This window comes from Parvularcula mediterranea (assembly GCF_013085255.1).
GTDB lineage: Bacteria > Pseudomonadota > Alphaproteobacteria > Caulobacterales > Parvularculaceae > Parvularcula > Parvularcula mediterranea.
In genome coordinates this window covers 927,017-951,384 of record NZ_JABFCX010000002.1, presented here as the reverse complement: position 1 = coordinate 951,384, position 24,368 = coordinate 927,017, and the positions used below count along the sequence as shown (strand labels likewise).

Annotated in this window: 22 protein-coding genes; 13 read left to right on the top strand and 9 right to left on the bottom strand. The window is 62.7% G+C overall.

What is annotated here, in order from left to right; translation table 11 throughout:
- Window positions 1-107: 107 nt before the first annotated feature.
- From HK107_RS05145 to HK107_RS05135, 3 genes are read left to right on the top strand one after another with little or no spacing between them, the layout of a single operon-like run.
- On the top strand, window positions 108-1,181 hold the full coding sequence (locus HK107_RS05145; protein WP_173197347.1) for a sulfotransferase family protein: 1,074 nt from the start codon (window positions 108-110) through the stop codon (window positions 1,179-1,181).
- Window positions 1,178-2,191: a hypothetical protein gene (locus HK107_RS05140; RefSeq protein WP_173197345.1), complete on the top strand. Its 1,014-nt coding sequence runs from the start codon at window positions 1,178-1,180 to the stop codon at window positions 2,189-2,191. Before HK107_RS05145 ends, HK107_RS05140 begins: the two co-directional genes overlap by 4 nt.
- Window positions 2,188-3,156 carry an NAD-dependent epimerase/dehydratase family protein gene (locus HK107_RS05135; RefSeq protein WP_173197344.1) on the top strand — a complete coding sequence of 323 codons (969 nt, stop codon included), beginning with the start codon at window positions 2,188-2,190 and terminating at the stop codon, window positions 3,154-3,156. The genes HK107_RS05140 and HK107_RS05135 overlap by 4 nt, the downstream gene beginning before the upstream one ends.
- Here HK107_RS05135 and HK107_RS05130 read toward each other — a convergent pair.
- Complete coding sequence (locus tag HK107_RS05130; protein ID WP_198912301.1) at window positions 3,132-4,292, bottom strand: glycosyltransferase; 1,161 nt, start codon at window positions 4,290-4,292, stop codon at window positions 3,132-3,134. The two genes, HK107_RS05135 and HK107_RS05130, sit on opposite strands and share 25 nt — an antisense overlap.
- A gap of 88 nt (window positions 4,293-4,380) precedes the next feature.
- Here HK107_RS05130 and hpnC point away from each other — a divergent pair, with 88 nt between their 5' ends.
- The 7 genes from hpnC to HK107_RS05095 all read left to right on the top strand — a co-directional run bounded on the left by hpnC (window position 4,381) and on the right by HK107_RS05095 (window position 11,888).
- Window positions 4,381-5,244, top strand: a complete 864-nt coding sequence (hpnC, locus tag HK107_RS05125; RefSeq protein WP_173197342.1) for a squalene synthase HpnC — start codon at window positions 4,381-4,383, stop codon at window positions 5,242-5,244.
- Entirely contained in the window at window positions 5,241-6,143 is a 903-nt protein-coding gene (locus HK107_RS05120; RefSeq protein WP_173197341.1) for a squalene/phytoene synthase family protein, read from the top strand. The genes hpnC and HK107_RS05120 overlap by 4 nt, the downstream gene beginning before the upstream one ends.
- Window positions 6,140-7,402: a hydroxysqualene dehydroxylase HpnE gene (hpnE, locus tag HK107_RS05115; protein WP_173197340.1), complete on the top strand. Its 1,263-nt coding sequence runs from the start codon at window positions 6,140-6,142 to the stop codon at window positions 7,400-7,402. Before HK107_RS05120 ends, hpnE begins: the two co-directional genes overlap by 4 nt.
- A 10-nt stretch (window positions 7,403-7,412) precedes the next feature.
- Window positions 7,413-9,347 (top strand): squalene--hopene cyclase, encoded by a 1,935-nt coding sequence (gene shc, locus HK107_RS05110; RefSeq protein ID WP_173197339.1) that lies wholly within the window; start codon window positions 7,413-7,415, stop codon window positions 9,345-9,347.
- 4 nt (window positions 9,348-9,351) lie between these two features.
- Window positions 9,352-10,002 (top strand): phosphorylase family protein, encoded by a 651-nt coding sequence (locus HK107_RS05105; protein ID WP_173197337.1) that lies wholly within the window; start codon window positions 9,352-9,354, stop codon window positions 10,000-10,002.
- Window positions 10,003-10,064: 62 nt separating this feature from the next.
- Window positions 10,065-11,183, top strand: a complete 1,119-nt coding sequence (locus tag HK107_RS05100) for a zinc-binding dehydrogenase (RefSeq protein WP_173197335.1) — start codon at window positions 10,065-10,067, stop codon at window positions 11,181-11,183.
- A gap of 72 nt (window positions 11,184-11,255) precedes the next feature.
- Complete coding sequence (locus tag HK107_RS05095; protein WP_173197333.1) at window positions 11,256-11,888, top strand: hypothetical protein; 633 nt, start codon at window positions 11,256-11,258, stop codon at window positions 11,886-11,888.
- A gap of 2 nt (window positions 11,889-11,890) precedes the next feature.
- On the opposite strand, the gene hpnH is transcribed toward HK107_RS05095, so the two are convergent.
- Window positions 11,891-13,060, bottom strand: a complete 1,170-nt coding sequence (gene hpnH, locus HK107_RS05090) for an adenosyl-hopene transferase HpnH (RefSeq protein WP_173197331.1) — start codon at window positions 13,058-13,060, stop codon at window positions 11,891-11,893.
- A gap of 44 nt (window positions 13,061-13,104) precedes the next feature.
- Window positions 13,105-14,070 carry a 4-hydroxy-3-methylbut-2-enyl diphosphate reductase gene (gene ispH, locus HK107_RS05085; RefSeq protein ID WP_173197328.1) on the bottom strand — a complete coding sequence of 322 codons (966 nt, stop codon included), beginning with the start codon at window positions 14,068-14,070 and terminating at the stop codon, window positions 13,105-13,107.
- Between the two features lie 166 nt (window positions 14,071-14,236).
- Between ispH and HK107_RS05080 the strand changes: the two genes are divergently transcribed.
- The gene (locus HK107_RS05080; RefSeq protein WP_173197326.1) at window positions 14,237-14,998 is read left to right on the top strand and encodes a class II aldolase/adducin family protein; all 762 of its coding nucleotides are present in this window, start codon (window positions 14,237-14,239) and stop codon (window positions 14,996-14,998) included.
- Window positions 14,999-15,018: 20 nt separating this feature from the next.
- On the opposite strand, the gene HK107_RS05075 is transcribed toward HK107_RS05080, so the two are convergent.
- Window positions 15,019-16,233, bottom strand: coding sequence for an aspartyl protease family protein (locus HK107_RS05075; RefSeq protein WP_173197323.1), 1,215 nt, complete (start codon window positions 16,231-16,233; stop codon window positions 15,019-15,021).
- Between the two features lie 157 nt (window positions 16,234-16,390).
- Here HK107_RS05075 and HK107_RS05070 point away from each other — a divergent pair, with 157 nt between their 5' ends.
- Together HK107_RS05070 and HK107_RS05065 are read left to right on the top strand one after the other, a co-directional pair.
- Window positions 16,391-16,822: a DUF2780 domain-containing protein gene (locus tag HK107_RS05070; RefSeq protein ID WP_173197321.1), complete on the top strand. Its 432-nt coding sequence runs from the start codon at window positions 16,391-16,393 to the stop codon at window positions 16,820-16,822.
- A gap of 122 nt (window positions 16,823-16,944) precedes the next feature.
- Window positions 16,945-17,514 (top strand): carboxymuconolactone decarboxylase family protein, encoded by a 570-nt coding sequence (locus tag HK107_RS05065; protein ID WP_173197320.1) that lies wholly within the window; start codon window positions 16,945-16,947, stop codon window positions 17,512-17,514.
- A gap of 96 nt (window positions 17,515-17,610) precedes the next feature.
- Here the strand turns inward: HK107_RS05065 and HK107_RS05060 are convergent, their stop codons facing one another.
- The 5 genes from HK107_RS05060 to rimP all read right to left on the bottom strand — a co-directional run bounded on the left by HK107_RS05060 (window position 17,611) and on the right by rimP (window position 24,256).
- The gene (locus HK107_RS05060; protein ID WP_198912300.1) at window positions 17,611-18,246 is read right to left on the bottom strand and encodes a 2OG-Fe(II) oxygenase; all 636 of its coding nucleotides are present in this window, start codon (window positions 18,244-18,246) and stop codon (window positions 17,611-17,613) included.
- Window positions 18,239-19,060 (bottom strand): glycosyltransferase family 2 protein, encoded by an 822-nt coding sequence (locus HK107_RS05055; RefSeq protein WP_173197318.1) that lies wholly within the window; start codon window positions 19,058-19,060, stop codon window positions 18,239-18,241. Before HK107_RS05055 ends, HK107_RS05060 begins: the two co-directional genes overlap by 8 nt.
- 42 nt (window positions 19,061-19,102) lie before the next feature.
- Window positions 19,103-21,643: an ATP-binding protein gene (locus tag HK107_RS15970; RefSeq protein ID WP_173197316.1), complete on the bottom strand. Its 2,541-nt coding sequence runs from the start codon at window positions 21,641-21,643 to the stop codon at window positions 19,103-19,105.
- 105 nt (window positions 21,644-21,748) lie between these two features.
- Window positions 21,749-23,326: a transcription termination factor NusA gene (nusA, locus tag HK107_RS05045; RefSeq protein ID WP_173197314.1), complete on the bottom strand. Its 1,578-nt coding sequence runs from the start codon at window positions 23,324-23,326 to the stop codon at window positions 21,749-21,751.
- 369 nt (window positions 23,327-23,695) lie between these two features.
- A complete protein-coding gene (gene rimP, locus HK107_RS05040; protein ID WP_173197312.1) occupies window positions 23,696-24,256 on the bottom strand; it encodes a ribosome maturation factor RimP in 561 nt (186 codons plus the stop codon).
- Window positions 24,257-24,368 lie beyond the last annotated feature (112 nt).

The following is a 24,368-nucleotide window of genomic DNA, read 5'->3' as shown; positions in this document are numbered from 1 at the left end:
GCTCACGAACACTCCCTTAACATTACTTTCCGGACAGAAAGCGATCTTTGTTCCCTGACGAGGAGCGGTCTAAGGCCACTGAAGCGGCTCATGACGAAGGACTTTCCATGCCCCATCCGCTGAACGGTGCCCGGCGATCCGTGCTGGCGCAGGTCCTGCGCGAGGCGGGAGACGTGCCAGCCTCGAAGCTCGCGCCGATCTGGGGTTCGGTCCTTGGCCGCTCGCCCTTCACGGTGCTGGAGGCGGCGCAGGAGGGCTCTCTCAGGCAAGCGGAAGAGATGGAGCCGCCCATCTTCCTCCTCGGCCATTGGCGGTCGGGGACGACGCATCTTTACAACGTGATGAGCCTTGGTGGCTTTGGCTATGTTCCGCCGGTTGCGACGGGCATTCCGTCGGAGATGCTTACGCTGGGGCGTTGGTTGCGACCGATGCTGGAGAGGCAGCTCCCCGATAGTCGGTATATTGACAATGTGCCGGTGACGCCGACGAGCCCGCAGGAGGACGAGATTGCCCTCGCCAACCTCTCGCCGCTCAGTTTCTATCACGGGATTTATTTCCCGGAGCGGTTCGACTGGTTCGTGAACAGAGGGTTGTTCTTCGACGATGCGTCAACGGAGGATATTGTCCAGTGGGAGGGAGCCTTCACCCTCTTCATGCGCAAGCTCGACAGGCTGTTCGGCGGTAAGCGGCTTCTGATCAAGAATCCAGTCTACACGGCGAGGCCCGCGCAGTTGAGGAAGTTGTTCCCGGGCGCGAAGTTCATCCACATCCACCGCGACCCGTTCGACGTTTTTCCGTCGATGCAGAACTTCTATGCGAAGCTCTTTCCCGTGATGGCCCTCCAGTCCTACGATCATGTGGACGTGGACGGAGCAATCCTCAGAACCTATGACCGGATGATGTCGCAGTTTTCCGAGGAGACCGCCGGGCTTGGCGCGCCGGACTTCGTCGAGGTGAGTTATCGCCAGCTCAATGACGAGCCGATGGAGGCGCTCCGCACGATCTATGACGGGCTGGAGCTCGAGGGTTTCGACGAGGCTTCGCCGACGTTCTCTGCCTATCTCGATAGCGTCAGAGGCTACCAGAAGAACCGTTTCCGCAAGGCCGATCAGACGACGGAGCGTATCGCCGAAGCCTGGTCCCGCTGGATCGGTCGCTGGGGCTATGAGGTGCCGCGATGAGGTGGGCCGGGCTCTTCCTCGGCCTCGCGGCCTGTGCAGGCGCTGACATTGGTGAGCCGCGATTTGCAGCGAGCGACTGCCGGACTGTTGAGCTGGTCGATGTGGAGACTGGAAAGACTGTGGTGGGGGCGGAGGATCTGGCGCTTTCGGAGGATGGCGTTCTTTGGATATCTGCCTATGATCGGCTCACGGACGAGCCTGGCGATCTCTATCCTCTGACACCTCAGCGGCTTCGGGGTGGAGCTATGCTACGGGCCGAAGGAACTGGTCTGCAATTCCTGCCACACGGCGTTGACGTTTCGGGTCACGGTGTCGCCGTGTTGGTCCGACAAGGCGAGAAGACCACACTTACGCAAGTCTACCAGACAAGAAGGTTTACAGACGAGGGACGCCGACCGCTCTGGGCACAGGGCTCCGACTTCGAGGTTCACTGTGCTTCAAACGACATGATCTCCGTGGGTGGATCAGGGAAGGGATCGAAGAAGTATATCACGGTCGACAGCAGAGGCTGCAATCCTTCTTTCTGGACGCGATTGAGGCATCCGGAAGATGGTTATGTGGAAGAATTTGCCTTTGTCGGCTCTCAAAGGGTGACTGACTACGACCGATCTGTGATCCTCGATGGTCTTCGAATCGCGAACGGGATCGCAGCGTGGGCTGACGATATCTGGGTCGCTGAGATGCGGGCGAGGCGGCTCATCAATCTCGACCGTGAGACCATCGACCTTCCCGGTGCGCCGGACAACCTCAATGCTTCTTCCGAGGGCATCGTCGCGGCATTGCAGCCTTCGCTTTGGCGGTTCGGGCTCTATCGTTATGGCCATACGAACCGCGCGCCGACGCGGATCGTTCTGGTAGATCCGGAGACGGAGGAGATTGAGCTTCTCTATGACGACCCCAAGGGCGCGCAGCTCTCAGGCGCGACGGCAGCGGTCCTGACCGATGGCGGCATGATGGTCGCGAGCTCCGTGCGGGGGGAGCATCTTCTCGTCTGCGAGCCCTCCCCGTGAGCCGGATACTCGTCACAGGCGGGGCAGGTTTCCTGGGGCGGCATCTCTGCCGCCTGATCCATGCGCGCGGTGATGAGCCGGTGAGCCTTGATCTTCGGGCGCAGGAGGATGCGCCCTGGTACTCCGTTATCGGATCGGTGATCGACCCCAAGAGCTGGGAGACGGTGGGCCGGGTGGACGGGGTGATCCACACGGCTGCGCTGACGGACCTTTGGCAGAAGAAACCCTCGGCCTACGATCAGATCAACCGGGGTGGGGCGGAGATGGCGGCGCTGTTTGCCAAGGAACAGGGCGCGCGGCTTGTGCTCGTCTCCTCCTATACGGTCCTGATGGGGCGGGGGATCAGGGGTGAGCAGGTGATCGACGGGGTGAGCCTGCCGCCGCCCCTCGACTTGATCGGCCCCTATCCGAAGTCGAAGCGGGCCGCGGAGCAGGGTGTACTCTCTGCGCACAGCGAGACGGTGATCGTCAGGCCGACGGCACTGATCGGCCCCGGCGATCACCGCCTGACCCCGCCCATGCGCATGACGCGGGATATCGCGGCGGGAAGCCTGCCCGGGGTGATGCGGGGACGGATCAATCTGGTGGATGTGGAAGATGTCGCGGCGGCGACGCTCGCTGCGCTCGTGGCGGGTGATGCTGGCGCATCGTACCTGCTGTCGGGCCATGACTATCAGCTCAAGGACTATGCGGACCTCGTGGCGAGCCTTGCGCACATCGATCCGCCCGGGCTCGAGGTCCCGCCTGTCGTGGCGCAGCTTGCGGCCCAGGCGGAGACGTTCACCGCCCGCTTTACAGGACAGCGCCCGCAGGCTGTGCCGAGCGGCGTGACACTGGCGAGCCTGCCTGTCCGGTTCGACGCCCGTGCCGCGCGAGAAGTGCTCGGATTTGAAGCGCGGCCTACGGAGGAAAGCGTCGGGCGTGCGCTCGAGTTCCTGCGTCAGGAAGGCTTGCTGGAAGGGTAGCTGCGTCCCTTCCACTGGCCGCCCTTGCCTTGCCAGTGCCGCCATGCGGAGAGCCACGTGAACCAGGCATAGATGAGAGCTGCGAGGGGCAGATCGAAGGCGCGGCCTTTCCTTGCGCCGTAGCGTTTGAGCGTCGGCCAGTACGCGATGGCCATCGCTATCCAGACGATGAGGCCGACAAGCGCCGCCGTCCCCTGGCCGTGGAAAGGCAGTGTAAGGAAGATCCCAGGCCCGACGAGATAGACGAGTACCATGCCGATGAGCGTGCCCGCCAGCGCAAGTGGGCTGTAGCCGAGCTGGGTGTAGGCGGAGCGGGCGACCATCTTCTCCATGGAGCTGTAGCTCTCATTGCTCCTGAGGCTGATGGCTTCTGCAAAGGAGGTGGAGAGGTAGAGCCCGATCTTTCGCCCCGTGCCCTTGATCTTCGCGGCGAGGGTGCAGTCGTCGATGAGAGCGCCACACATCGCGTCGAGCCCTCCGATGGCCTCGAGTGCCTCACGCCTGACGAGCATCACGCCGCCAGCGGCTGCTGCCATCTGGCGCTTCTCATTGTTGACCGCAGGGAAGGGGTAGAGCTTCTGGAAGAAGAAGATGAAGGCCGGGATGAGGAGCTTTCCCCACCGGGCCTTCGCATTGAGCTCGGCCATGATCGAGGTGAGGGCGAGGTCCTGCCGCTCCGCCGCAGCCACGAGCTTTTCGAGGAGCGAGGTCTCCGTCTTGATGTCGGCGTCGGTGAAGAGGACGTAGCTGGCGTCGGGCATGACTTCGGCCGCCCTGTCGAGGCCCGCCTGCAAGGCCCAGAGCTTGCCGCTCCATCCCTCGGGGAGGTCGGGCACAGGGACGACCTCAACCTCATGCTGGCCCTTCGCCGCGAGGGCCTTTTCGGCGGTGTCGTCGGAGGAGTGGTCATCGCAGACGAAGATGCGGAGATCGCCGGGATAGCCTGACTGGCGGTGGCGCTGCACGACCCGGCCAATGGTCTCGGCCTCGTCGCGGGCGGGGATGATGACCGCCACGGCAGGCCAGTCCTCGGGCGGCTCGGCTGCTGGCAGCACCTGGTCGGCGCGCCAGAACCATGACCTGCCGAACAGCAACACCAGCCAGACGGACAGGGAGAGCAGCGTAAGAACAAGCACGTGAGCGACCCCTTCTGGACCCCGGAACCTTGCGACCCTAAGGAGGTAGAGAGTGCGGCGCAGCAAGGGAAGCGCCGGGAGTGAGGTCATGCCCGAGATCTTCCGGGACGAGGATATCGAAGCTGCATCCGGCAAGGGCGCAGACGACGAGAACTTCCCCGTGGGCTCGTTCCTGATCGCTCCGCCGCTCCGGCCCCATGTGAAGGCCTATTACGATTTTGCCCGGGGCGCTGATGATATTGGCGATGACCCGGACCTACTGGCGGAGGAAAAGGTGCGTAGGCTGAAGGCCTATCGCGCTGTGCTTCACGGTGAGGGGGAGGGATTGTCGAAGCCTTCGGCCCTGCGCGCCTCGCTGCTTGAGGCGGGTGTGCCGCTTGAGCGTGGCAGTGACCTGCTTGTGGCCTTCGAGCAGGACTGCCGGAAGGACCGGTACGCGAGCCTTGATGAGCTCCTCGGCTATTGCCGTTATTCCGCGAACCCGGTGGGTCAGTTCCTTCTGGACCTTCACGGAGAGGACCGTGCGCTGTTCGGAGCATCTGATGCTCTTTGCACGTCGCTTCAGATCCTGAACCATTTGCAGGATTTGAAGGAGGACTTCCGCGAGATCGGACGGAGCTATCTGCCTGCCGACTGGCTAGCAGAGGAGGATGCTGTGGTCGAGGACGTCACGGCCAGCAAGGCGAGCCCGGGTTTGCGTCGGGTGATCGACCGCTTGCTGGAGGTCTGCTCGGAACTCAATCAGCAGGCAGAAGAACTGGTTTCCGGCCTCAAGAGCCGGCGGCTCGCGGCGGAAAGCGCTGTCATCCTGAAGCTGGCCAAGCGCCTTCGGGTGAAGCTCGCAGAGGCGGACCCGATCGCGGGTCGGGTGGCCCTGTCCAAGGCTGACTTTTTGAAGGCGGGCGCTGCAGGCTTTGTGCAGGGCGTGATCCTGCCGCGGAGGGCTGCGTGAGCGAGATCGGCCATCACTTGCCCCAGCCGTATACGGGCTCTGACGCTGGCGGCAAGGCGAGCCTTATCACTGCGGCCTCGGGAACGAGCTTTGCTGCCGGGATGGGGATCCTGCCGGCTGACCGCAGGGCTGGGATGCACGCAGTCTATGCCTTCTGCCGACAAGTTGATGACGTTGCCGATGGTCCGTGGACGGCTGATGTAAAGCACCGTGCGCTCGACAGTTGGCGCGAGGAGATGGACGCGCTCTATCGGGGGAGCCCCGTGTCCGCTGTCGGCCAGGCGCTCCTGCCCGCAGTGGAAGCCTATGATCTGCCCAAGGATGAGTTTCTCGGCATGATCGATGGCATGGCCATGGATGCCGAAGGACCGATTGTTGCTCCCTCGCGAGAGGAGCTGGCGCTCTACACAAGGCGTGTGGCGGGCACGGTGGGGGTCCTGTCGATCAGGGTTTTCGGCGCGTGGAAGGGCGACGTCTCGGACCGGTTCGCGCTGGCGTTGGGCGATGCTCTTCAGCTTACGAACATTCTCCGTGACGTCGAAGAAGATGCAGACATTGGCAGGCTCTATCTTCCCGCAGAGCTTCTGGCGAAGCATGGCCTTGCGGGGGCGAGCCCTGACGACGTCGCGCAGGCGGAGCAGCTGCCTGCGATCCGCGAGGAGCTCGGCGCTGAGGCGGAGGTCCTTTACAACGAAGCCCGGAAGCTGGCCGAGGAGCATGAGCGCAAGGCCCTGCGCCCGGCTCTCATGATGATGGGTGCTTATGAGGGCTATCTCCTTCGCATGAAGAAGCTTGGCTGGCGGATCGATCCCGATGCGGAGCTTCTTTCCAAGCGCGCCAAGCTCTTCCGTGGCCTCCGCTACGCCTTCTTCGGACCGGGACGCCCCCAGACGGCATGAGCGGCCATACGCACATCATCGGCGCAGGGCTCGCAGGGCTCTCCGCCGCGCTCCACCTTCTGGAGCGGGGGCAAGCGGTCACCGTCCATGAAGGGTCAGGCCAGGCGGGTGGGCGCTGCCGTAGCTATGAAGATGCTCGCCTCGGGCGGGTCATCGACAATGGCAACCATCTGGTCCTGAGCGGCAACATTTCGGTGAGGCGCTATCTCGCTCTGGCTGGTGTGCCTGATGCCCTGTGCGAAGCTCCGGAGGCGAAGTTTCCGTTTGCTGACGTTGAGACGAGAGAGCGCTGGTCGGTCCATATGAATGACGGCGCCCTTCCGTGGTGGCCGCTTGTGAAGGACCGCAGGCCCAAGGGCGTCAGTCTCGGAGCGATGCTCGGCGCAGGCGCGATCTTGCGCGCTGGCGACAGTCACACCATCGCTGACCTCTGCGGCGCAGAAGGGCCAGCCAAGACCCGTTTCTGGGAGCCCATGTCCCTCGCGGTGATGAACCTGCCGCCTGAGAAGGCAAGCGCCAAGCTGATGCGCGCCACCGCGCTCGAAGCCTGGCGCAATGGTCGTCTGGCGAGGCCGATGTTCGCGCCGTACGGGCTTGGCCCGGCGCTCATCGACCCTGCGCTGGCCAAGCTGGAAGAGGCGGGGAGCCCCGTCCGGTTTGGATCGCTCCTCCGTAAGGTCGAGGAAGAGGAGGGGCGGGCAACTGCCCTGCATTTTGCCCGCGGTGAGCCGGTCAGTCTCGGCGCGGAGGATGATGTGATCCTCGCCATCCCGGCCCACAGGCTCGCGGACATCTTCCCCGAATCCGCCCCTCCGGTGGAGACATCCTCGATCCTCAACGCCCATTTCCTAGTGAACGATCCTTCGGTCCTAGAGGGCAAGCCGCCCCTCGTCGGCGTCGTGGGCGGGCTGACCCAGTGGATCTTCCTCAAGGGCGATATCGTCAGCTTGACGGTTAGCGCAGCGGACCATGTCGAGGGCGCGGAAGGGGCTGAAGAGGCCCTCCTCTCCAAGCTCTGGTCCGAGACGCGCAAGGCGCTCGATCTGCCGGAAACGCTGGCCTACAAGGCTGGCCGTCTGGTGCGGGAGAAGCGTGCAACCTTTCTCCAGACACCGGAGAACGTAAAGAAGAGACCCAAGCAGGAGACCCGGCTTCGAAACCTCGTCCTGGCGGGCGATTTCGTCGATACCGGGCTTCCTGCTACGATTGAAGGCGCGGTCCGGTCGGGTGAACGGGCTGCGCGGATTTTGAGTGAGTGAGGGGGCCGGTATGGCTTCGATGACCAGCGGGCTGCCCCGCGAGAACGAGCGCCAGGAGCTGATCCGCGAGCAGGCCGAAAAGCTTTTCGGGATCCAGAAGGATGACGGCCATCTCGTCTTCGAGCTCGAGGCTGATGCGACGATCCCGGCAGAGTACGTCCTGCTCCTGCGTTTTCTCGGCGAGAGCAACGCAAAGGAAGAAGAAGGCGTCCGGCGCTATCTCCTCGCTGACCAGAAAGAGAACGGGGCGTGGCCTCTCTTCCGCGGCGGCGCGGGCGATCTTTCGGCCACGGTGAAGGCCTATTGGGCTCTCAAGATCTGCGGCCAAGACCCCGAGAGCGAGCCGATGCTCCGCGCACGGACCTGGATCCTCGGCAAGGGGGGCGCGGCGCGGGCGAACGTCTTCACGCGCTACTCCCTGGCGCTTTTCGGCCATATCCCCTGGCGCGGTACGCCTTCGCTTCCTGTGGAAGTGATGCGGCTGCCAAAGTGGTTCCCGTTCCACATCTCCAAGGTGGCCTACTGGTCCCGTACGGTGATGATCCCGCTTCTCGTGCTGGTGGCGAAGAAGGCGCGCGCGAAGGATTGCTCGGTCAAGATCGACGAGCTGTTCGTGACCCCGCCCCATGAGGAGAGGCGCTGGCAGACGAACCCCAATGGCACGGCCGTGGGCCATGTCTTCCTCGCCCTCGACAAGATCCTTCATGCGGTGGAGCCGACGATCCCTGAGAGCCTCCGTGGCGGCGCGATCCGTGAGGCAGAAGAGTTCGTGGTCGGACATTTGAACGGCGAGGATGGCCTCGGCGCGATCTACCCGGCCATGGCCAACGCCGTAATGATGATGGCGACCCTGGGGTATGCGGATGATGATCCGCGCATGAAGATCGCGCGGAAGTCGATCGACCTCCTCAAGGTCTGGCGCGGTGACCAGCTCTACGTCCAGCCTTGCGTTTCGCCGGTCTGGGACACCGCGCTTTCGTCCCATGCCTTGCTAGAGGCAGGCGCGAGCAATGACCCAAGGCTTGGCGCGATGCTCGACTGGCTGGCGTCGAAGCAGATCCTCGATCACCGCGGTGACTGGACGGTGAGGCGCCCTGGTGTGCGGCCTGGCGGCTGGGCCTTCCAGTATGAGAACCCGGACTACCCCGACGTTGACGACACGGCCGTGGTCGCCATGGCCATGCATCGTCAGGGCTCGGAGCGATATGCAGAGAATATCGAGCGGGCCTGCGAATGGCTCGAAGGGATGCAGTCGGCATCAGGCGGCTGGGGTGCGTTTGAGCCTGAAAACGAGCACTTCTACCTGAACGCCATTCCTTTTGCCGATCACGGTGCGCTTCTTGATCCGCCCACGGTGGACGTCACGGCGCGTTGCATCGGCTGCCTCGCGCAGGTTGATCCTGAGCGCTATAAGAGCGCGATCGAAAAGGGCCTCGACTATCTCAAGAGCGAGCAACTGCCCGATGGCTCATGGTTTGGTCGTTGGGGTGCGAACTATATCTACGGTACATGGTCCGTCCTCGTCTGCCTTGAGCAGGCAGGGGTCGACCTGCGCGAGCCTTGGGTGCGCCGCGCGGCCCAGTGGCTGAAGACCCAGCAGCGCCCTGACGGCGGCTTTGGTGAGGGCCTTGAAAGCTACGAAGAGCCCGGGCGCGGGGATATCGTGCATTCAAACCCTTCGCAGACCGCGTGGGCCATGATGGGCCTGATGGCGGCGGGGGAGGTGCGCTCCGACGAAGTGGCCAAGGCCTCGGCTTTCCTGCAAAACGCTCCGCGTGAAGAGGATAGCCCCAGGTGGGCTGAAGGCCTCTACACAGGAACCGGCTTCCCCAGGGTCTTCTACCTCAAATATCATGGCTACGCGGCCTTCTTCCCCCTCTGGGCGCAGGCCCGGTATGAGCGGATGAGCAAGGCCAACGATCCGCGCCAGGGCTGGGGTATGTAGCCCGGTGAAGCTTGGCATCGTTTGTGGCCTGAAGTCCGAAGCGGCAGCGCTCGGCAAGCTCACCCACCCGGTCGCCATTTCCGGCGCCGATGCGGGAAGGGCCTATGCAGGCGCCATGCGGCTGGCGGCTGACGGTGCGGAGTGCCTTGTCTCGATCGGCCTTGCGGGTGCACTGATGGATCACCTTCAGACCGGCGATGTCCTCCTGCCGCGGGAAGTCCTGAACCGCGATGGCGACCGGTTTGCCGTCCACCCGTTGAGCCAGGAACTGCCGCGCCCCGCTGATGGCGCTCCCCTTCTGGGATCGGATGATCTGGTGACCTCCGCAGAGGAGAAAGCGCGGCTTGGCTCCGCCTACGGAGCGAGCGCTGTCGATATGGAGAGCCACGCCGTTGCCATGGTCGCGCAGCAGAGGCACCTGCCGCTCTACGTGATACGTGTGGTTGCCGACCCTGCGGACCAGGCCTTCCCGCCTTCTGCCCTGAGTTCGGTGAAGGAGGACGGCTCGGTTGATACGCTCAAGACCCTTGGCAAGCTCCTCGGGCGACCGGCCGATCTTCCTGAGCTGATGAAGCTCGGCTCGCAGGCGTCCAAAGCGCTGGAAGTCCTGAGGAAAGACGGCCGGGCGCTCATCAACTCCATCGCCCGCGCCTGAAGGCCGCTCTGGCCACGGGCCCGCTCCTCCCCTACCCACTCAGGCAAACAAGGAGGAAATCCATGGCAGACATTCCCGCCACCATGCGCCGGATCGTTTCCGAGGCGAAATCGAACGGCACCCTCGAGGTCCGTATCGAAGAGGTCCCGACACCCAAGCCTGAGGCCGGACAAGTGCTGGTCAAGATCGAAGCGGCACCGATTAACCCTTCCGATCTCGCGCTGCTCCTCAGCATGACGGATGCGTCCCAGGCGAAGTCCGTGGATGCGACCACCACGTCGCTGCCAATCCCTGACTTTGCCATGCGGATGCTTCAGGGCCGGATGGATGAGGCCATGCCGGTCGGCAATGAAGGCTCTGGCACCGTGGTCGCGGCGGGTGATGCCGCAGGCGAAGGCCTCGTCGGCAAGCTCGTGGCGGCAGCAGGTGGCGACATGTTCGCGGAGTATCGCTGCGTGCCCGTCGCCATGTGCATGCCGATGCCCGAAGGCGTCTCGGCCCGCGATGCGGCCTCGAGCTTCGTCAATCCGATGACGGCGCTCTCCATGACCAAGGTCATGAAGCGTGACGGCTCCCCTGCGCTCGTCCACACGGCGGCTGCCTCGAACCTCGGCCAGATGCTGCAGCGGATCTGCAAGGCCGACGGCATCCCGCTCATCAATATCGTCAGGAAGCCCGAGCAGCGGGCGATCCTCAAGGATCTGGGTGCTGACTATGCACTCAATTCCGAGGACGGCAATTTCATGGCGGATCTCGTCGAAGCCTGCGCAGAGACCGGCGCGATCATCGGCTTCGACGCGGTCGGCGGCGGTGACCTGTCGGGCCGGATTATCACCGCGATGGAAGCCGCGCAGTCCCGCAAGCTCACCGAATATTCCCGCTACGGAACATCTGTTCACAAGCAGATGTATGTCTATGGCCGCCTCGACCTCGGCGAAGTGCGCGTACCGCCTTCGGTGGGCATGGCATGGGGTGTCGGTGGGTTCCTGCTGACCAACTTCCTCGCAACCATCAGCCCGGAAGAGCGGATGGGCATGGCTATGCGCATTGCGACGGAGATCAAGACGACCTTCGCCAGCGACTATACCGGCGAGATCAGCCTCGATGACGTCCTGAAGCCTGACGTGATGGCGAAGTACAACGCCAAGGCGACGGGTACGAAGTATCTCATCAAGCCGTAAGGCTGCAGCCGCATCTTGCCCGGTCTCGCGGCTCCTTTAGGCTGAGCCGCGGGATAGGGTAGGAGAGGCAGGATGCAACCACGAAGTCTCAGCCGCGGGTTCGTTTTCATCGGGCTCGAATTCATCGCCATCGTCTTCGGTGTTTTTCTTGGCGGATATCTCGCCGAACGCCGGGGCGAGCGGGACCGGGTGGAGCTGATCGAGCGCTCCGAGGCGGCAATCTATTCAGAGCTGCGCGTCAATTATGAGCAGCTTCTCGCCCAGCGCGCCTATCATATCGACCAGTACGAAAAGTTCGCGCGGGCGATGGGTGATCCGTCCCTGCTTCCTGCCGCCTACGGAGGAATGACTCGGGGCTTCAACATCCTCCCCGTCCAGACAGGAAGCTATGATGCGGCCGTCGCTGCGGGGCTCGTGGTCTATCTCGACAAGCAGGAGTTTGCGCTGATGAGCCGGGCCTATTCGATCTCGCGGCTCAATGACGATATGGACGACATCTATGTCGCTGCGCTTTTGAACGACGTGACGAACGGACAGCGGGTGCCGCAGATCCTGATGAGCGCGTTCAGGCAGTTCATCGTCGGCGAGGACTCTGCAATTCAGGTAATCGCACCATTGATCGGTGAGGAGCCGCCCGAGCGCTGGGTGCCGCCCGTGCCTCCCGGCGGTAGGCAGAGGCCGCAGTCTCCGCCCACGGAGGAATAGCCTCAGACGTTGTTGATCAGGGTGCGTGCCTTGTCCGAAGGCGCGTCCTTCTTCGCCTTCTCGGCAGCCAGCTCGTCCATCTTCGCAGCCACGATCTCTTCATGGACGTCGATGGCGGGGCGGGCTGAGCGCAGGTCGATCTCAGGCGCCATAGGCCCTTCGGTCTTGATGCCGTTCATCACCAGCGGTAGCATCTTCCAAGGCTGGGAGAAGGCAACGTCGGCGGCTGTCGGCTCGTAGCCGCAATGGGCCATACAGTCCGCACACTTCTCATAAGCGCCGGTGCCGTAGCTGTCCCAGTCGGTCTCGTCCATCAACTCCTGGAAGCTCTCGGCATACCCCTCGCCCAAGAGATAGCAGGGCTTCTGCCAGCCAAAGACGTTGCGCGTCGGCATGCCCCACGGGGTGCATTTGAACTCCTGGTTCCCAGCGAGAAAGTCGAGATAGAGGTCCGAGTGCGACAGCGTCCATTTCGAGCCGCGCTCGTCGCGGATCTTGAAGAGCTCACGGAAATAGGTCTTGGTCTTCTGCCGGTTGAGGAAGTTCTCGGTGTCCGGAGCACGCTCATAAGCGAAACCAGGCGACATGGTGACGTTGACGCCGATCTCGGCGGCGTAATCAAGATAGTCGGCAAGGTCATCTACCGGATAGCCGTCGAAGATCGTCGCGTTGACATTGACCTGAAAGCCCTTGTCCTGAGCCGTTTTGATGGCAGCGATGGCTTTTTTGAAGACGCCTTCCTGACAGACGGCCTTGTCATGCTCTTCTTCGAGGCCGTCGAGGTGTACGGAGAAAAAGAGGAAAGGCGAGGGCTCGAAAAGGTCGAGCTTCTTCTCGAGGAGAAGGGCGTTGGTGCAGAGGCTGACGAACTTCTTGCGCTCGACAAGGCCCTTCACGATCTCGCCGATCTCCTTGTGGATCAGCGGCTCACCGCCCGGGATCGCGACCATCGGCGCGCCGCATTCATCGGCAGCGTCCCAGCACTCCTGCGGCGTCAAACGCTGGTTCAGAATCGGCGCAGGATAGTCGATCTTCCCGCAGCCGGCGCAGGCAAGGTTGCAGCGGAACAGGGGTTCCAGCATCAGGACCAGCGGATAGCGCTTGCGTCCCATCAGTTTCTGCTTGGCGATGTAGGCGGCCACGGCGGCCTGCTGGCGAACGGGAACGGACATGAAGAAGCCTCCTCAAGAAGCTTGTGTGCGGTGCAACAGGTTTGTCAAAGGTTGGGTTGGGCTTTCTCTTGGAGAGATGCAAGTCGAGCGGGGAGCTTGAAGTGAATGTTCTCCTCCGTCCCGTCCAGCGGGCGCTCGGTCACATCGTGCCAGGCACCGATCCTCTCCACCACTTCGCGGACGAGCTCCTCGGGCGCTGACGCACCGGCGGAGATGCCGACGCGGCTCACCCCTTCGAACCATTGAGGGTCGAGCGCCTCGGCGTCGGCGACAAGATAGGAGGGGAGCCCTGCCTCCTCGCCAATCTCGCGTAAGCGGTTGGAATTGGAGCTGTTCTGGGCGCCGACGATGAGCAGCAGCTCGGCACGGCTGGCGAGATCCACAACGGCCGTCTGGCGGTTCTGGGTGGCGTAGCAGATGTCCCGCGTGTCGGGCCCGATGATCGCCGGGAAGCGCGTCTTCAGGGCATCGATAATCCCGCGAGTGTCCCGAAGACTCAGGGTCGTTTGGGTGACGAAAGCGACTTTCTCAGGGTCGGAGACCTCAAGCTCTGCGACATCAGTTTCGGTGCCGACCACATGCACCTGGCCGTCGATCTGGCCCAGCGTGCCCGTGACTTCCGGATGGCCGAGATGGCCGATCAGGATCACCTCATAGCCGCGGCTGACATAGCGCTGGCCTTCCTTGTGGACCTTGGTGACAAGGGGGCAGGTCGCGTCGATCACGTCGAGTTGCCGGAGCGCCGCGTTGGCCTCCACCTTCTTTGCGACGCCGTGGGCCGAAGTAATGGCGATGGCGCCGACAGGGATCTCGTCGACTTCCTTGACGAAAATCGCGCCTTTGGCCCGCAGCGTGTCGCAGACCCGCTTATTGTGGACGATCTCGTGCCGGACATAGACGGGTGCGCCGTATTTCCGGAGCGTCAGCTCGACGATGTCGATAGCCCGCTCAACGCCCGCGCAGAAGCCTCGCGGCGTGGCGAGAAAGATCTCAAGTGCGCGCCTGACCATTCCCTCACCCTCAGGAACTGCTGCGACAGTTGGTTCCCATCGTGAAAGATGCTTCGCCGCACCGCAAATAAAGTTTCAGTTTTGGTTGCTGAGCCTCACCGCTGGCCTGGCCGCGCCATCGTGGTAGGCTGGGCGCAAACTGATAATCTCAAGGGATGAGACCTCGATGAGCACCACAACTGCGCACCCTGCTTCGATGACTCCAGAAGAGCGCCAGGTCCGAAACGACCTTGCTGCAGCCTACCGTCTGGTGGCGATGTTTGGATGGGACGACCTCGTCTTCACACACCTCTCCGCGCGGGTGCCGGGCCCTGAGGAGCATTTCCTCATCAACCCCTACGGCATGCTGTTCGAGGAGATCACGGCAAGCTCGCTCGTGAAGATCGACATGGACGGCAACAAGGTCGAGGAGAGCGAGTACAATGTGAACCCCGCCGGTTTCACCATTCACTCCGCCGTCCATATGGGCCGCGAAGATGCGCATTCGGTGATGCATCTCCACACGGTCAATGGCACGGCCGTGGCGACCCAGGAGGAGGGGCTCTTGCCTCTCAACCAGACCGCCCAGCTGATCATCGGTGACCTTGCCTACCACGACTATGAAGGCGTCGCCTTCGACCATGATGAGCGGCCGCGTCTTCAGAAGGACCTTGGCGATGCAGGCTCTATGCTTCTCAGGAACCACGGCACCCTGACCCTCGGCGCAACGGTCGCCCAGGCGTTTACGCGGATGTATTTCCTCGAGCGGGCCTGCGAGATGCAGATCGCGACCATGTCCTCGGGCAAGCCGCTCTACCCGACTGCGGATCCCGTGATCCAGAAGAACGAGATGATCGGTAAAGGCGGCCTGATGATGACTGCTGACGGGCTCATCTGGCCTGCACTGATGCGCAAGCTCGAGCGCGAACAGCCAGACTTCAGGGACTAGTCCTTCGTCCGCTCACGGGATCACTCGAGCTCGATCAACTCCGGCTGGCCGTCCCTGAGGACGGTCACCGAGGAAAAGGTCCTGTCGGTTGGTCGATTGATCAGCCATCGGAGATGCTGGCAGCGTTCATCGTCCGTTTCGGCGGCGAGCGAACGTCCGTCCAAGGAGTGAACTTCATCGCCGAGGCGTAGCCCGCGCTTTGCCGCCACGGACCCCTCGAACAGCTGGACGACCAACGGCTTGGTGTCGACAAAGGACACGCCGAAGCCCTGATGTGCTTTGGAAGGCGCGGGCGTCTCCCGTGGAGACCAGGAGAACGTCGCACCCGGATAGTCGAGGGTCACGATGTTCTCGCTCAGGAACCCTGCGCCCAGAAGCGTCGGCGGGACCTGGCGGGTCGATGCAGTGACCTTGCCAATCGTGTGCTTCCCGATCTTGAGGTCCTTGAGCGAGAAACGGCGGAGCTCGACTTCGGGGCCCATGCCGCCCGCCGAAACCCCCTCGGAGCCTCGCCCGCGCTGGTCAGAGCCGCGCTTGATGGCCTTGCGGACCTCGCGGTCGTTCGCGATTTCCTTAAACAGGATGAGCGAGCCCGCGTTGCCCGTATCAAAGAGGGCTTTGTCGCTAAAGCCGTTCACGGAATAATCGATCAACGGCATGTGCGGAAAACCGGAAAGCGTTAGCGGTGCGCTATGGACCTTGCGCGACTTTCCGAATGCCTCCGCCGACGCTGCAATGTCGAGCGCACCGCGGTCGAGGTCGATGCGCCATGCGCTCCCCGGCAGGAGCTCTGAACCGAGGACGCCGCCATCGAAGACGCATGCGCCCATAGGCATGGTCGCGAAATCAAAGATCAGCACGGGGACGTCCCTGAACGTCGCGTCGCCAAGCTGCACACTCTCAAGAACCGCGATCTCCGCCGTGACCGCTTGGCCGTTCGCATCGATCCCGGTGCTTTCAGCGATCGTCTCAAGACCAAGCTCAGAGGCAAGCTCCTTCGAGATCATCGAAGGTGAGCCCGTATCGAAGATGAACTCCCGCTCGATGCCCACGACCTGCGCCCTCAAGTAGAGCTTTCCGCCCCGTTCATCGACAGGCACGGAGCTGACCTCCACATGCCTCTCGATTACCGGCTTGGCGGTCAGGGCAGTCTGTACGCCGATCTCCTGGGCACAGGCAGGCTTGGTGAGGCTGAAGGCTGCGAAGACAAACGCGCAACAACGGAACAGGTTCATGGGCTCTCCACCTTGGCGTCATGCGAGGCCAACCGCGCTGACCTTGCATCAGGCATCATCCGTCCGGCTGCATAACTATCTGCAATAAGCAGTGGGGGCGTTGCCTGATCGGCCCGGGCGGGGCAGGCAATGGGGGTCTCAAGGGAAGGAGCGCTCCATGATCGAACAACTCGTCAAACTCGTCGCCAACAAGCTCGGTATCGCGGATGCCACTGCGGAGCAGGGCGTCGGTGTCCTGCTGGGTCTTCTCAAGGACCAGGCCGCAGGCCAGCCCGCGCTGGGCGAGCTTTTCTCCAAGGTCGCAGGTGCCGAGGCGCTGGCTGACCAGTTCCCCGCTGGCGGCGAGAACCCCACCCCTTCAGGGGGCGGTCTCATGGGCGGCCTTCTTGGCGCAGCGGCCGGTGCCCTCGGCGGCAAGGCTGGCGAAGCGCTTTCGGCCTTCTCGGCCTTCCAGCAAACAGGCCTGTCGGTCGACCAGGCCAAGGACATGATGCCCGTCGTGAAGGACTTCATGGTCGAGAATGTCGGCGAGGACACGGTCCGCGAGCTGATTGGCTCCGTCCCGGCCCTCAAGGGTTTCCTTGACTAAACCCCGCTCCTGCGGCGGGGTTTTGCCCTGGCCGCAAGAGAGAGTTTCAGGATCGCATGCATCCTGTCTGTCACCATCTGGGCCCCCATGGCGAACAAGGCGCCATGACAAAGGAGGCCATGATGGCTCAGTTTGATATTCTGACTACGGACAACGCACCCGAAGGTGCCAAGCAACGTCTCGAAGCTGCCAAGCAGCAGCTCGGTTTCGTCCCGAACCTCTACGGTGTGATGGCGACGAGCCCGCAGCACCTCGAAGCCTACCAGACCCTCGCGGGTCTCTTCGAGGCGAGCTCCCTGACGCCAGAAGAGCGCAACACGGTCTGGCTGACGATCAATGTCGAGCACGACTGTCACTATTGTGTGCCCGCCCACACCGGCATCGCAAAATCGCAAGGCGTGCGTGACGAGGTGATCGAAGCCCTTCGCGAAAACCGTCCGCTACCGGACGAAAAGCTCGAAGCCCTTCGCCAGTTCACCCTCAAGGTCGTCCGCCAGCGCGGTGTGGTCTCGGAGGCTGACACCCAAGCCTTCTTCGCCCACGGATATGATCAGCGCACGGTGCTCGATGTGATTCTCGGCGTGTCGCACAAGGTGATGTCGAACTACGTCAACCACTTCGCCCAGACCCCGGTTGACGAGGGCTTCAAGGCTTTCGCTTGGCAACCGCGCAGCGAAGCGGCTGCGGCTTAGGCTTAGTACCCGCGGGGAGAGGGGGCGCCCCTCTCCCGCTTGCCCGGACCTTCGTCCGTGCTCGCTGGCCTCTCCCGAGGGAGAGGCATTTCTTGTTCAGGCTCTGCCGCCCTGGAAGCGTTCGAAGATCTTCTTCAGCGCGAACTGGATGCCGCCTCTGTTTTCCTTGCGGTCGAGTTCTTCCTGGCTGGTCAGGAAGGTGGTCTGGATGACGTAGCGCTCGCCGGCGAAGGGCGGGTGGCCGTGCCAACTCGTCTCGGAGCGGGCGAAGGCGAAGACGTTGCCTGCCAAGGGCTCCACCTCTTCGGCAAAGTCATCCATGTCGTGCTCACCGTTCAGGGCACGGATAGCGCCGCCTTCTTCCTTGTCCCAACCATCATTGAGATAGATCAGCATGGTGCAGATCTTGGAGACGGAGTCGTTGTGGATCCGGCCATCACCGAGCTTTGAAAGCTTCCGTACCGTGATCATCCGCGGCTTGCCGATAAGGTCGAGGCCGAGCTTCTCGGAGAGGACTTCGGCAAGTTCGGGAGACTGCAGGTCTTCGACCAGTTCCTGAAACTTACCCTGACTGTCGAGCTTCGAAAGCGGCAGGTAGCCGGTCTTGTCGATCGCAGGATAGTCTTCCCGGACGCTGGCGGCTTCCTCGGAGGTCACCGCGCCTTCGGCCACGATATAAGTGAAGGGTTCAGTCCGTGTACGGGCGGATCTCAGCGCGTCGAAATTAAGCATTCTGCGGCTCCGTCTTCGAGGAGGCTTCTGCCTCCTTCGCTTCCTGTTCGGCGGCGAGGTGCCGCTCATAGAGTTTCACGTCCTTCAGCCACCTGCCGTAGGCGATCGTCATCGAGAAAGCGAACCCGTAGATTCCCTTACGGAAGAGCGCCTTCCCGAGATAACGCTTCAGGAAATAGATCGGCAGGTTGAAAACGATCCTCAGGGCCAGCACCCATTTGGCCTTCTGCTTCACCCCGGCGGCGCGGCGCGTCATGTTGCGCTCCTGCTTCTTCGCCAGGTCCCCGATGTCGGAGAACATGTAGTGGAGCATGAAGCCGCCAAGGCGCGGGCTCGTCTTCTTGGAGTATTCGAGCTGGTCCCACGCGGGGTGGTCAGGGATCCTGATCTGCCGCCGGTCGTAGAACTTGTTCTTCACGATGATATCGGTGCCGTACCAGGGCTTGCCAAAGGGGACGGCATGGACCTGACGGAGGCCGTAGACGGGGTTCGAAGGCTCGCCGCCATCCTCGAAGAAGGCCCTGATCGAGGCGGCCATCTCGTCATCGATCACCTCGTCGGCGTCGAGATCGAGGAGCCAGTCATGGGTGCAGAGGTCTTCCGCGGCCCGCTTCTGCCCACCATTCCCGCGCCAGGGCACGTGGTGGACGATGGCGCCAGCTTCCTCGGCGATCCTTTCCGTCCCGTCGTCGGAGCCTGAGTCCACGACAATCACTTCGCGCGCAGCCTTCTTCGCGGCGCGCACGACCTCACCGATGCGGCGGGCTTCGTTCTTGGTCCTGATATAGGCGGAGACGGGGGGCAGTTCGGTCATCGCTGGCCTCTGTCGCGCAAAGACAAAGGCTTCGCAAGGCGATCAGTAAGCGATCCGCTCTTCGGCGGGCGTGCTCAGGCCGCAATGCGCGGCAAGAGCCGCCGTGAGCGCGCGGCGGGAGACGGGCTTCGCCACATGAGCATCTGCGCCGGCAGCGAGGCTCTCCTCGACATGCTCCCGCATCGCGTTGGCCGTCAGGGCGATGATTGGCAGGCCCTTTGCGTCTTCTCCCGCCTCGCCCGCCCTGATCCGGCGCATGGCTTCGAGGCCATCCATGACCGGCATACGGAGGTCCATCAGCACGGCGTCGAAGCGCTCTTCTTTCAGGAATTCGATCGCTTCGCGGCCATTGTCAGCCATTACGAGCGTCACATCGAGCGGCCGGCAAATGGCAGCCAGGACCTGCTGGTTCACGGCCAGGTCCTCAGCGACGAGGATCCTCATGCCCGCAACGGCCTTGTCCGCGTCATCGCTGTTGGCAGCCGGGGTCTTGAAGACCGGCTCGCGCACCTGAGCCTCGCCTTGGGATGCGATGGTCAGGATGAAGCGCGCCCCGCGACCCTCTTCCGACTGCAGCTCGAGGCTGCCGCCGAGGAGGTGGCTCAGCTCACGGGAGATGGCGAGGCCAAGACCCGTGCCGCCAAAGCGGCGGGTCGTTGATGTCTCGGCCTGCTCGAACTTGTTGAAGATGGTCGCCTGCATTTTCGCAGGGATGCCCGGCCCTGTGTCCTCGACCACCACCTGCAGCCGGCCATCGCGGAGGGCGCGCGCCTCGACCCGGACGAAGCCTTGCTCGGTGAACTTGATGGCATTGGAGACGAGGTTGGAGATGATCTGGCGGAGGCGGAGCTGGTCAGTGACGATCGGCTCGCTCGACAGCTGTTCGGTCTCGCTGATGAGTTCGATGTCTTTCCGGTCGGCGGCAGCGCGATAAAGGCCGCACACCTCGTCCACAACTTCAGCTGGATGAACCGGCATCGGCTCCAGCGTCAGCTTGCCAGCTTCGATCTTCGAGATGTCGAGAATATCGTCGATCAGTGCAAGGAGCGCCCCGCCAGAGCTCTGCATGACGGCGAGATAGTCGCGCTGTTCCTGAGACAGCTCGGTGCGCCCAAGCGCCTCGGCCATGCCGACGACACCGTTCATCGGTGTACGGATTTCATGACTCATCGTCGCAAGGAAGGCCGTCTTCGCGTCGTTCGCCGACTCTGCAAGGCGGGTCGCCGAGGCGAGCTCTGCCGTTCGCTCATCCACCTTGTCTTCGAGGGTTTCGACAAGGCCTTGAACCCTGTCGTCACGCTGTTGGAGTGACTTGGCGAGGCGGCCGATTTCGTCAGAGCGAGCGGTCAGCTCCTTGATGGAAAGTGACGGCGTGATGTCATGCTCGGCATCGTTGGCAAGCCTGCTCAACGGCTTGGCCACCACGTTCCAGATTAGAATACAGATGATCAGCATCAGGAGCGCTGCCGTCACCGCCATGGCGAGTGTTGCCCGCAACGCCACCGACGCTGCCGCTCCTGCGATGATGGCACGGTCCTTCACCGCCACGAGCACCCAGTCAGGACCATCGATCATGGCGTAGGTGACGAGCGAATTGCCGCTCTCGGGCATGATCACGCCGCCCTTGCCTTGCAGCTGATCGATGAACTCGGCGAGCCCCTCGCGCTCGGCGAAGCGAGCGACTTCTTCTGCAGAGCCGCCGGTTGTGAGATCAGAGTGCGCAAGGAGGCCATAGCGCGGGCTGACCAGCATGAAGCTGTACTCTTCGGTGTCGTCGGTGGCGACGGTCTCGTTCATCCAGCCGGTGAGGGCGAGCGTAACGCCGAAGGAGCCGATGGGGACCCCATCTTCTGTATCGAGCGGGATCTGACAGCTCGACGTCAGCACCGTGTTCGCGCCGCTCGCCTCATAGACCATCGGGCTGAGCTTGCCGCAGGCCATGGTGCGCTGGGGGTTCACCGCGAGAGTGGAAAGCTGGGCAATCTCCTGGTCGGAGAAATCGAAATCTGCGGGCAGGTCGAAGCGATAGGGGCGGAGCTGATCGGGCCGGTCCGGAGCGAAGACGATGATGTCGCCGTGGTGGGAGTACCACCAGAAATTCGGGAGCTGTCCGTGCAGCGACGGTCCGAAGCGCCGGACCGTTTCAAAGGCTGCCATGGCGTGGAGGAGGCGCTCGCCGTTCAGTTCTTTCTCGCGAGGAAAGAACCCCGCCATCCCCATGTCGGTGTGGCCATAGGGATCCGTCACGCCGTCATACAGCGCATCGGAGCTTCGTCGCGTCCCGTCGAAGAAGGAGGGGAAGAGCGTCCTGAACCGGTCTTGGCTCGCGTCGACATCCAGCTCTTCGGCGATGCGCTCGAAGGTGGCGCGGCTCTCGAGGAGCGCAGTTTCAAGCTGGCTGAAGGTGGCGCGCTGCTGTCCTGCGCGGGCGACGGTCTTGTCGAGAAGGGCCTCGATGCGGACCGCTTCGGTTTCCTCGTAGGCGATGGAATAGATCACCACCGAGACGACCGTGATCGTGCCTACGGCGGCCATCAAAGCCACCGCGATCAGCCGTCCGATCAGCGACCGTTGGAAAACCACAGGAAAACGCCTCTAAATCCCTGATGTTGCTTACATCAGGTTCAATTGTCCGGAGCTTTGTAAACTCCGGACAATTTTATCAGAAACGCCCTGTGAGCGGAAAAATCAGGCGGTCTGTTCCGCCTCTTCGCCTTCTTCCTCGTCGTCCCAGCCCATGCGGCCACGGGCTTCGGCGATCAGCTCTTCAGCAGCGTCAGGCTTGATGCGGAACTTCTCCAGCATGCCCTCATAGTGCTTCTTCTCGCCGTCGACCCGCTCGGTCCAACCGGTGAGGTCGTCAGCGACGCAGCCAGCGAGGTCCTCGACCGACTTCACGCCTTCCTCGGCGAGGGCGACGATCATCTTGAGGTCGAGCTGTTCGAATTCGAGCATGGCGTCTTCGACACCCATCTCGGTGCGCTTGGCGTCGAGCTCCTGACGTTCCTTCTCAAGGTACTCCTGGGCACGGGCCTGAAGCTCTTCGGCGGTTTCATCGTCAAAACCTTCGATCAGGGCGATCTCGTTGATGTCGACGTAAGCCACTTCCTCGACCCGGGCGAAGCCCTCGGCCACGAGGAGGTTGGCGATCATGTCGTCGACGTCGAGGACTTCCATGAAGAGCTTGGAACGCTCCGCATACTCCTTCTGGCGCTTCTCGCTCTCTTCTTCCTCGGTCATGATGTCGATCTCGAAGCCGGTCAGCTGGCTTGCGAGGCGGACGTTCTGGCCGCGGCGGCCGATGGCGAGGGAGAGCTGCTCGTCAGGGACGACCACTTCGATGCGCTCAAGCTCTTCGTCGAGGACGACCTTGGCGACCTCAGCCGGGGCAAGCGCGTTGACGCAGAAGGTGGCGATGTCTTCCGACCACGGAACGATGTCGATCTTCTCGCCAGCGAGTTCACCGACGACGGCTTGAACGCGGCTGCCGCGCATACCGACACAGGCGCCGACGGGGTCGATGCTGCTGTCGTTTGAGTAGACGCCGATCTTGGCGCGGGAGCCTGCATCGCGGGCCACGGCCTTGATCTCGATCACGCCGTCATAGACTTCCGGCACTTCCTGCTCGAAGAGTTTTGCCATGAATTGCGGGTGGTTACGCGATAGGAAGATCTGCGGGCCACGAGCCTCACGGCGGACGTCAGCGATGTAAGCGCGGACGCGGTCGCCCTGGCGCAGGGGCTCGCGCGGGATCTGCTGGTCGCGGCGGATGACCGCTTCGCCTTTGCCGAGGTCGACGATGACGTGGCCATATTCGAGGCGCTTGATGACGCCCGAAATGATCTCGCCAACGCGATCCTTGTAATCTTCATACTGATTGTCACGCTCGGCATCGCGCATGCGCTGGGTGATGGTCTGCTTCGCGGCGAGGGCTGCGACACGGCCAAAATCCACTGGCGGCAGGGGATCGGAGAGGAAGTCACCGACTTCAGCTTCGGGGTTCGAACGCTGGGCCGCCTTGAGGTTGATCTCAGTCGAGTCATTCTCGACCTCGTCCACGACCTCCATCAGCCGCCACAGGCGCTGTTCGCCGGTTTTTGGGTCGATCTCGACACGGATGTTCGTCTCCTGACCGTAGCGGGACTTCGCCGCACGGGAGAGCGCATCCTCCATCGCCTCAATGACGATGTCCATGTCGATGGACTTCTCCATCGCCACAGCACGGGCGATCTGCATCAGTTCAAGTTTATTGGCTGTGACGGCCATGGGTTAGTCTCCCTTATGGGCTCGGCGCGGGGGTGGCCGCGTTCCGGATTGATTCAAGATTGGACTTGTCGGCGCACCAGTCGCGCCATTCGAGTTGTTCTGTAGACGGCTCGTCTTCGTAGGTTCCGCGTTGGGTGTAGGTGCAGGAGCACTCCTCCGTCTCGGCATCCCAGACCCCGCCATCGTCGAGACAAGAGTCTTGAGCAAGGAATTCGCAACCGCTCAGGAACACCGTCATCCCGGCCGCAGCGCAGCGGAGAGCCGGGACCCATGGACCCACCACATTATCTTGTGCGCCGGTCAGTCCATGGATCCCGGATAAGCCGTTGGCTTTCCGGGAAGACGGGTGAGAGGGGAGGGGGCGCGCCATCAGATCTTGTTCGTCCGTGGGCCGTCGCGGTTCGGCTCCCACTCGGCGTCGCCTTCTTTCAAGGCGGCTTTCGAGCGGCGGAGGCTCTCGGTGATCAGCTCGTCGGTCATCAGGAGCTTGGCAGCGGCGATCAGCTCGAAGGGGATGAGCGCCGTCTCGTCCTCGCCTTCAATGTCGAAGAGGACATTGTCATCCTCGACCCCTGCGACATAGCCGCGGAACCGCTTCTGATTCTCGACAGCCTGGGTCAATTCAATTTTGGCAGCGAAACCATCCCAGCGCTCAAAATCCTTGAGGCGGGTCAATGGCCGATCGATCCCCGGCGAGGAGACCTCCAGCGTGTAAGGATCCTCGATCGGATCCTTCTCTTCCAACACTTCGGAGAGGGCGCGGGAGAGGGCTGCGCAGTCCTCCGCCGACATCGTGCCGTCGGGGCGCTCGGCCATCACCTGGAGGGTCTTCTCCCGGCTTCCGGTCATGCGGATACGCACAGGCTCAAAACCCGCAGCCTCGATGGCTGGCTCCAAGATTTCGGTAAGGCGATCTTCGTAAGTGGTCATAGCTTTGGGCAACAAAAAAGCGGCCCCGCGGGGCCGCTCTCGAATGGTTTCGAAAACTGTTCCTGCTAGTTAGGAGGCGGAGACCCGCCTGTCACCCCCGAATGTGAGTTCT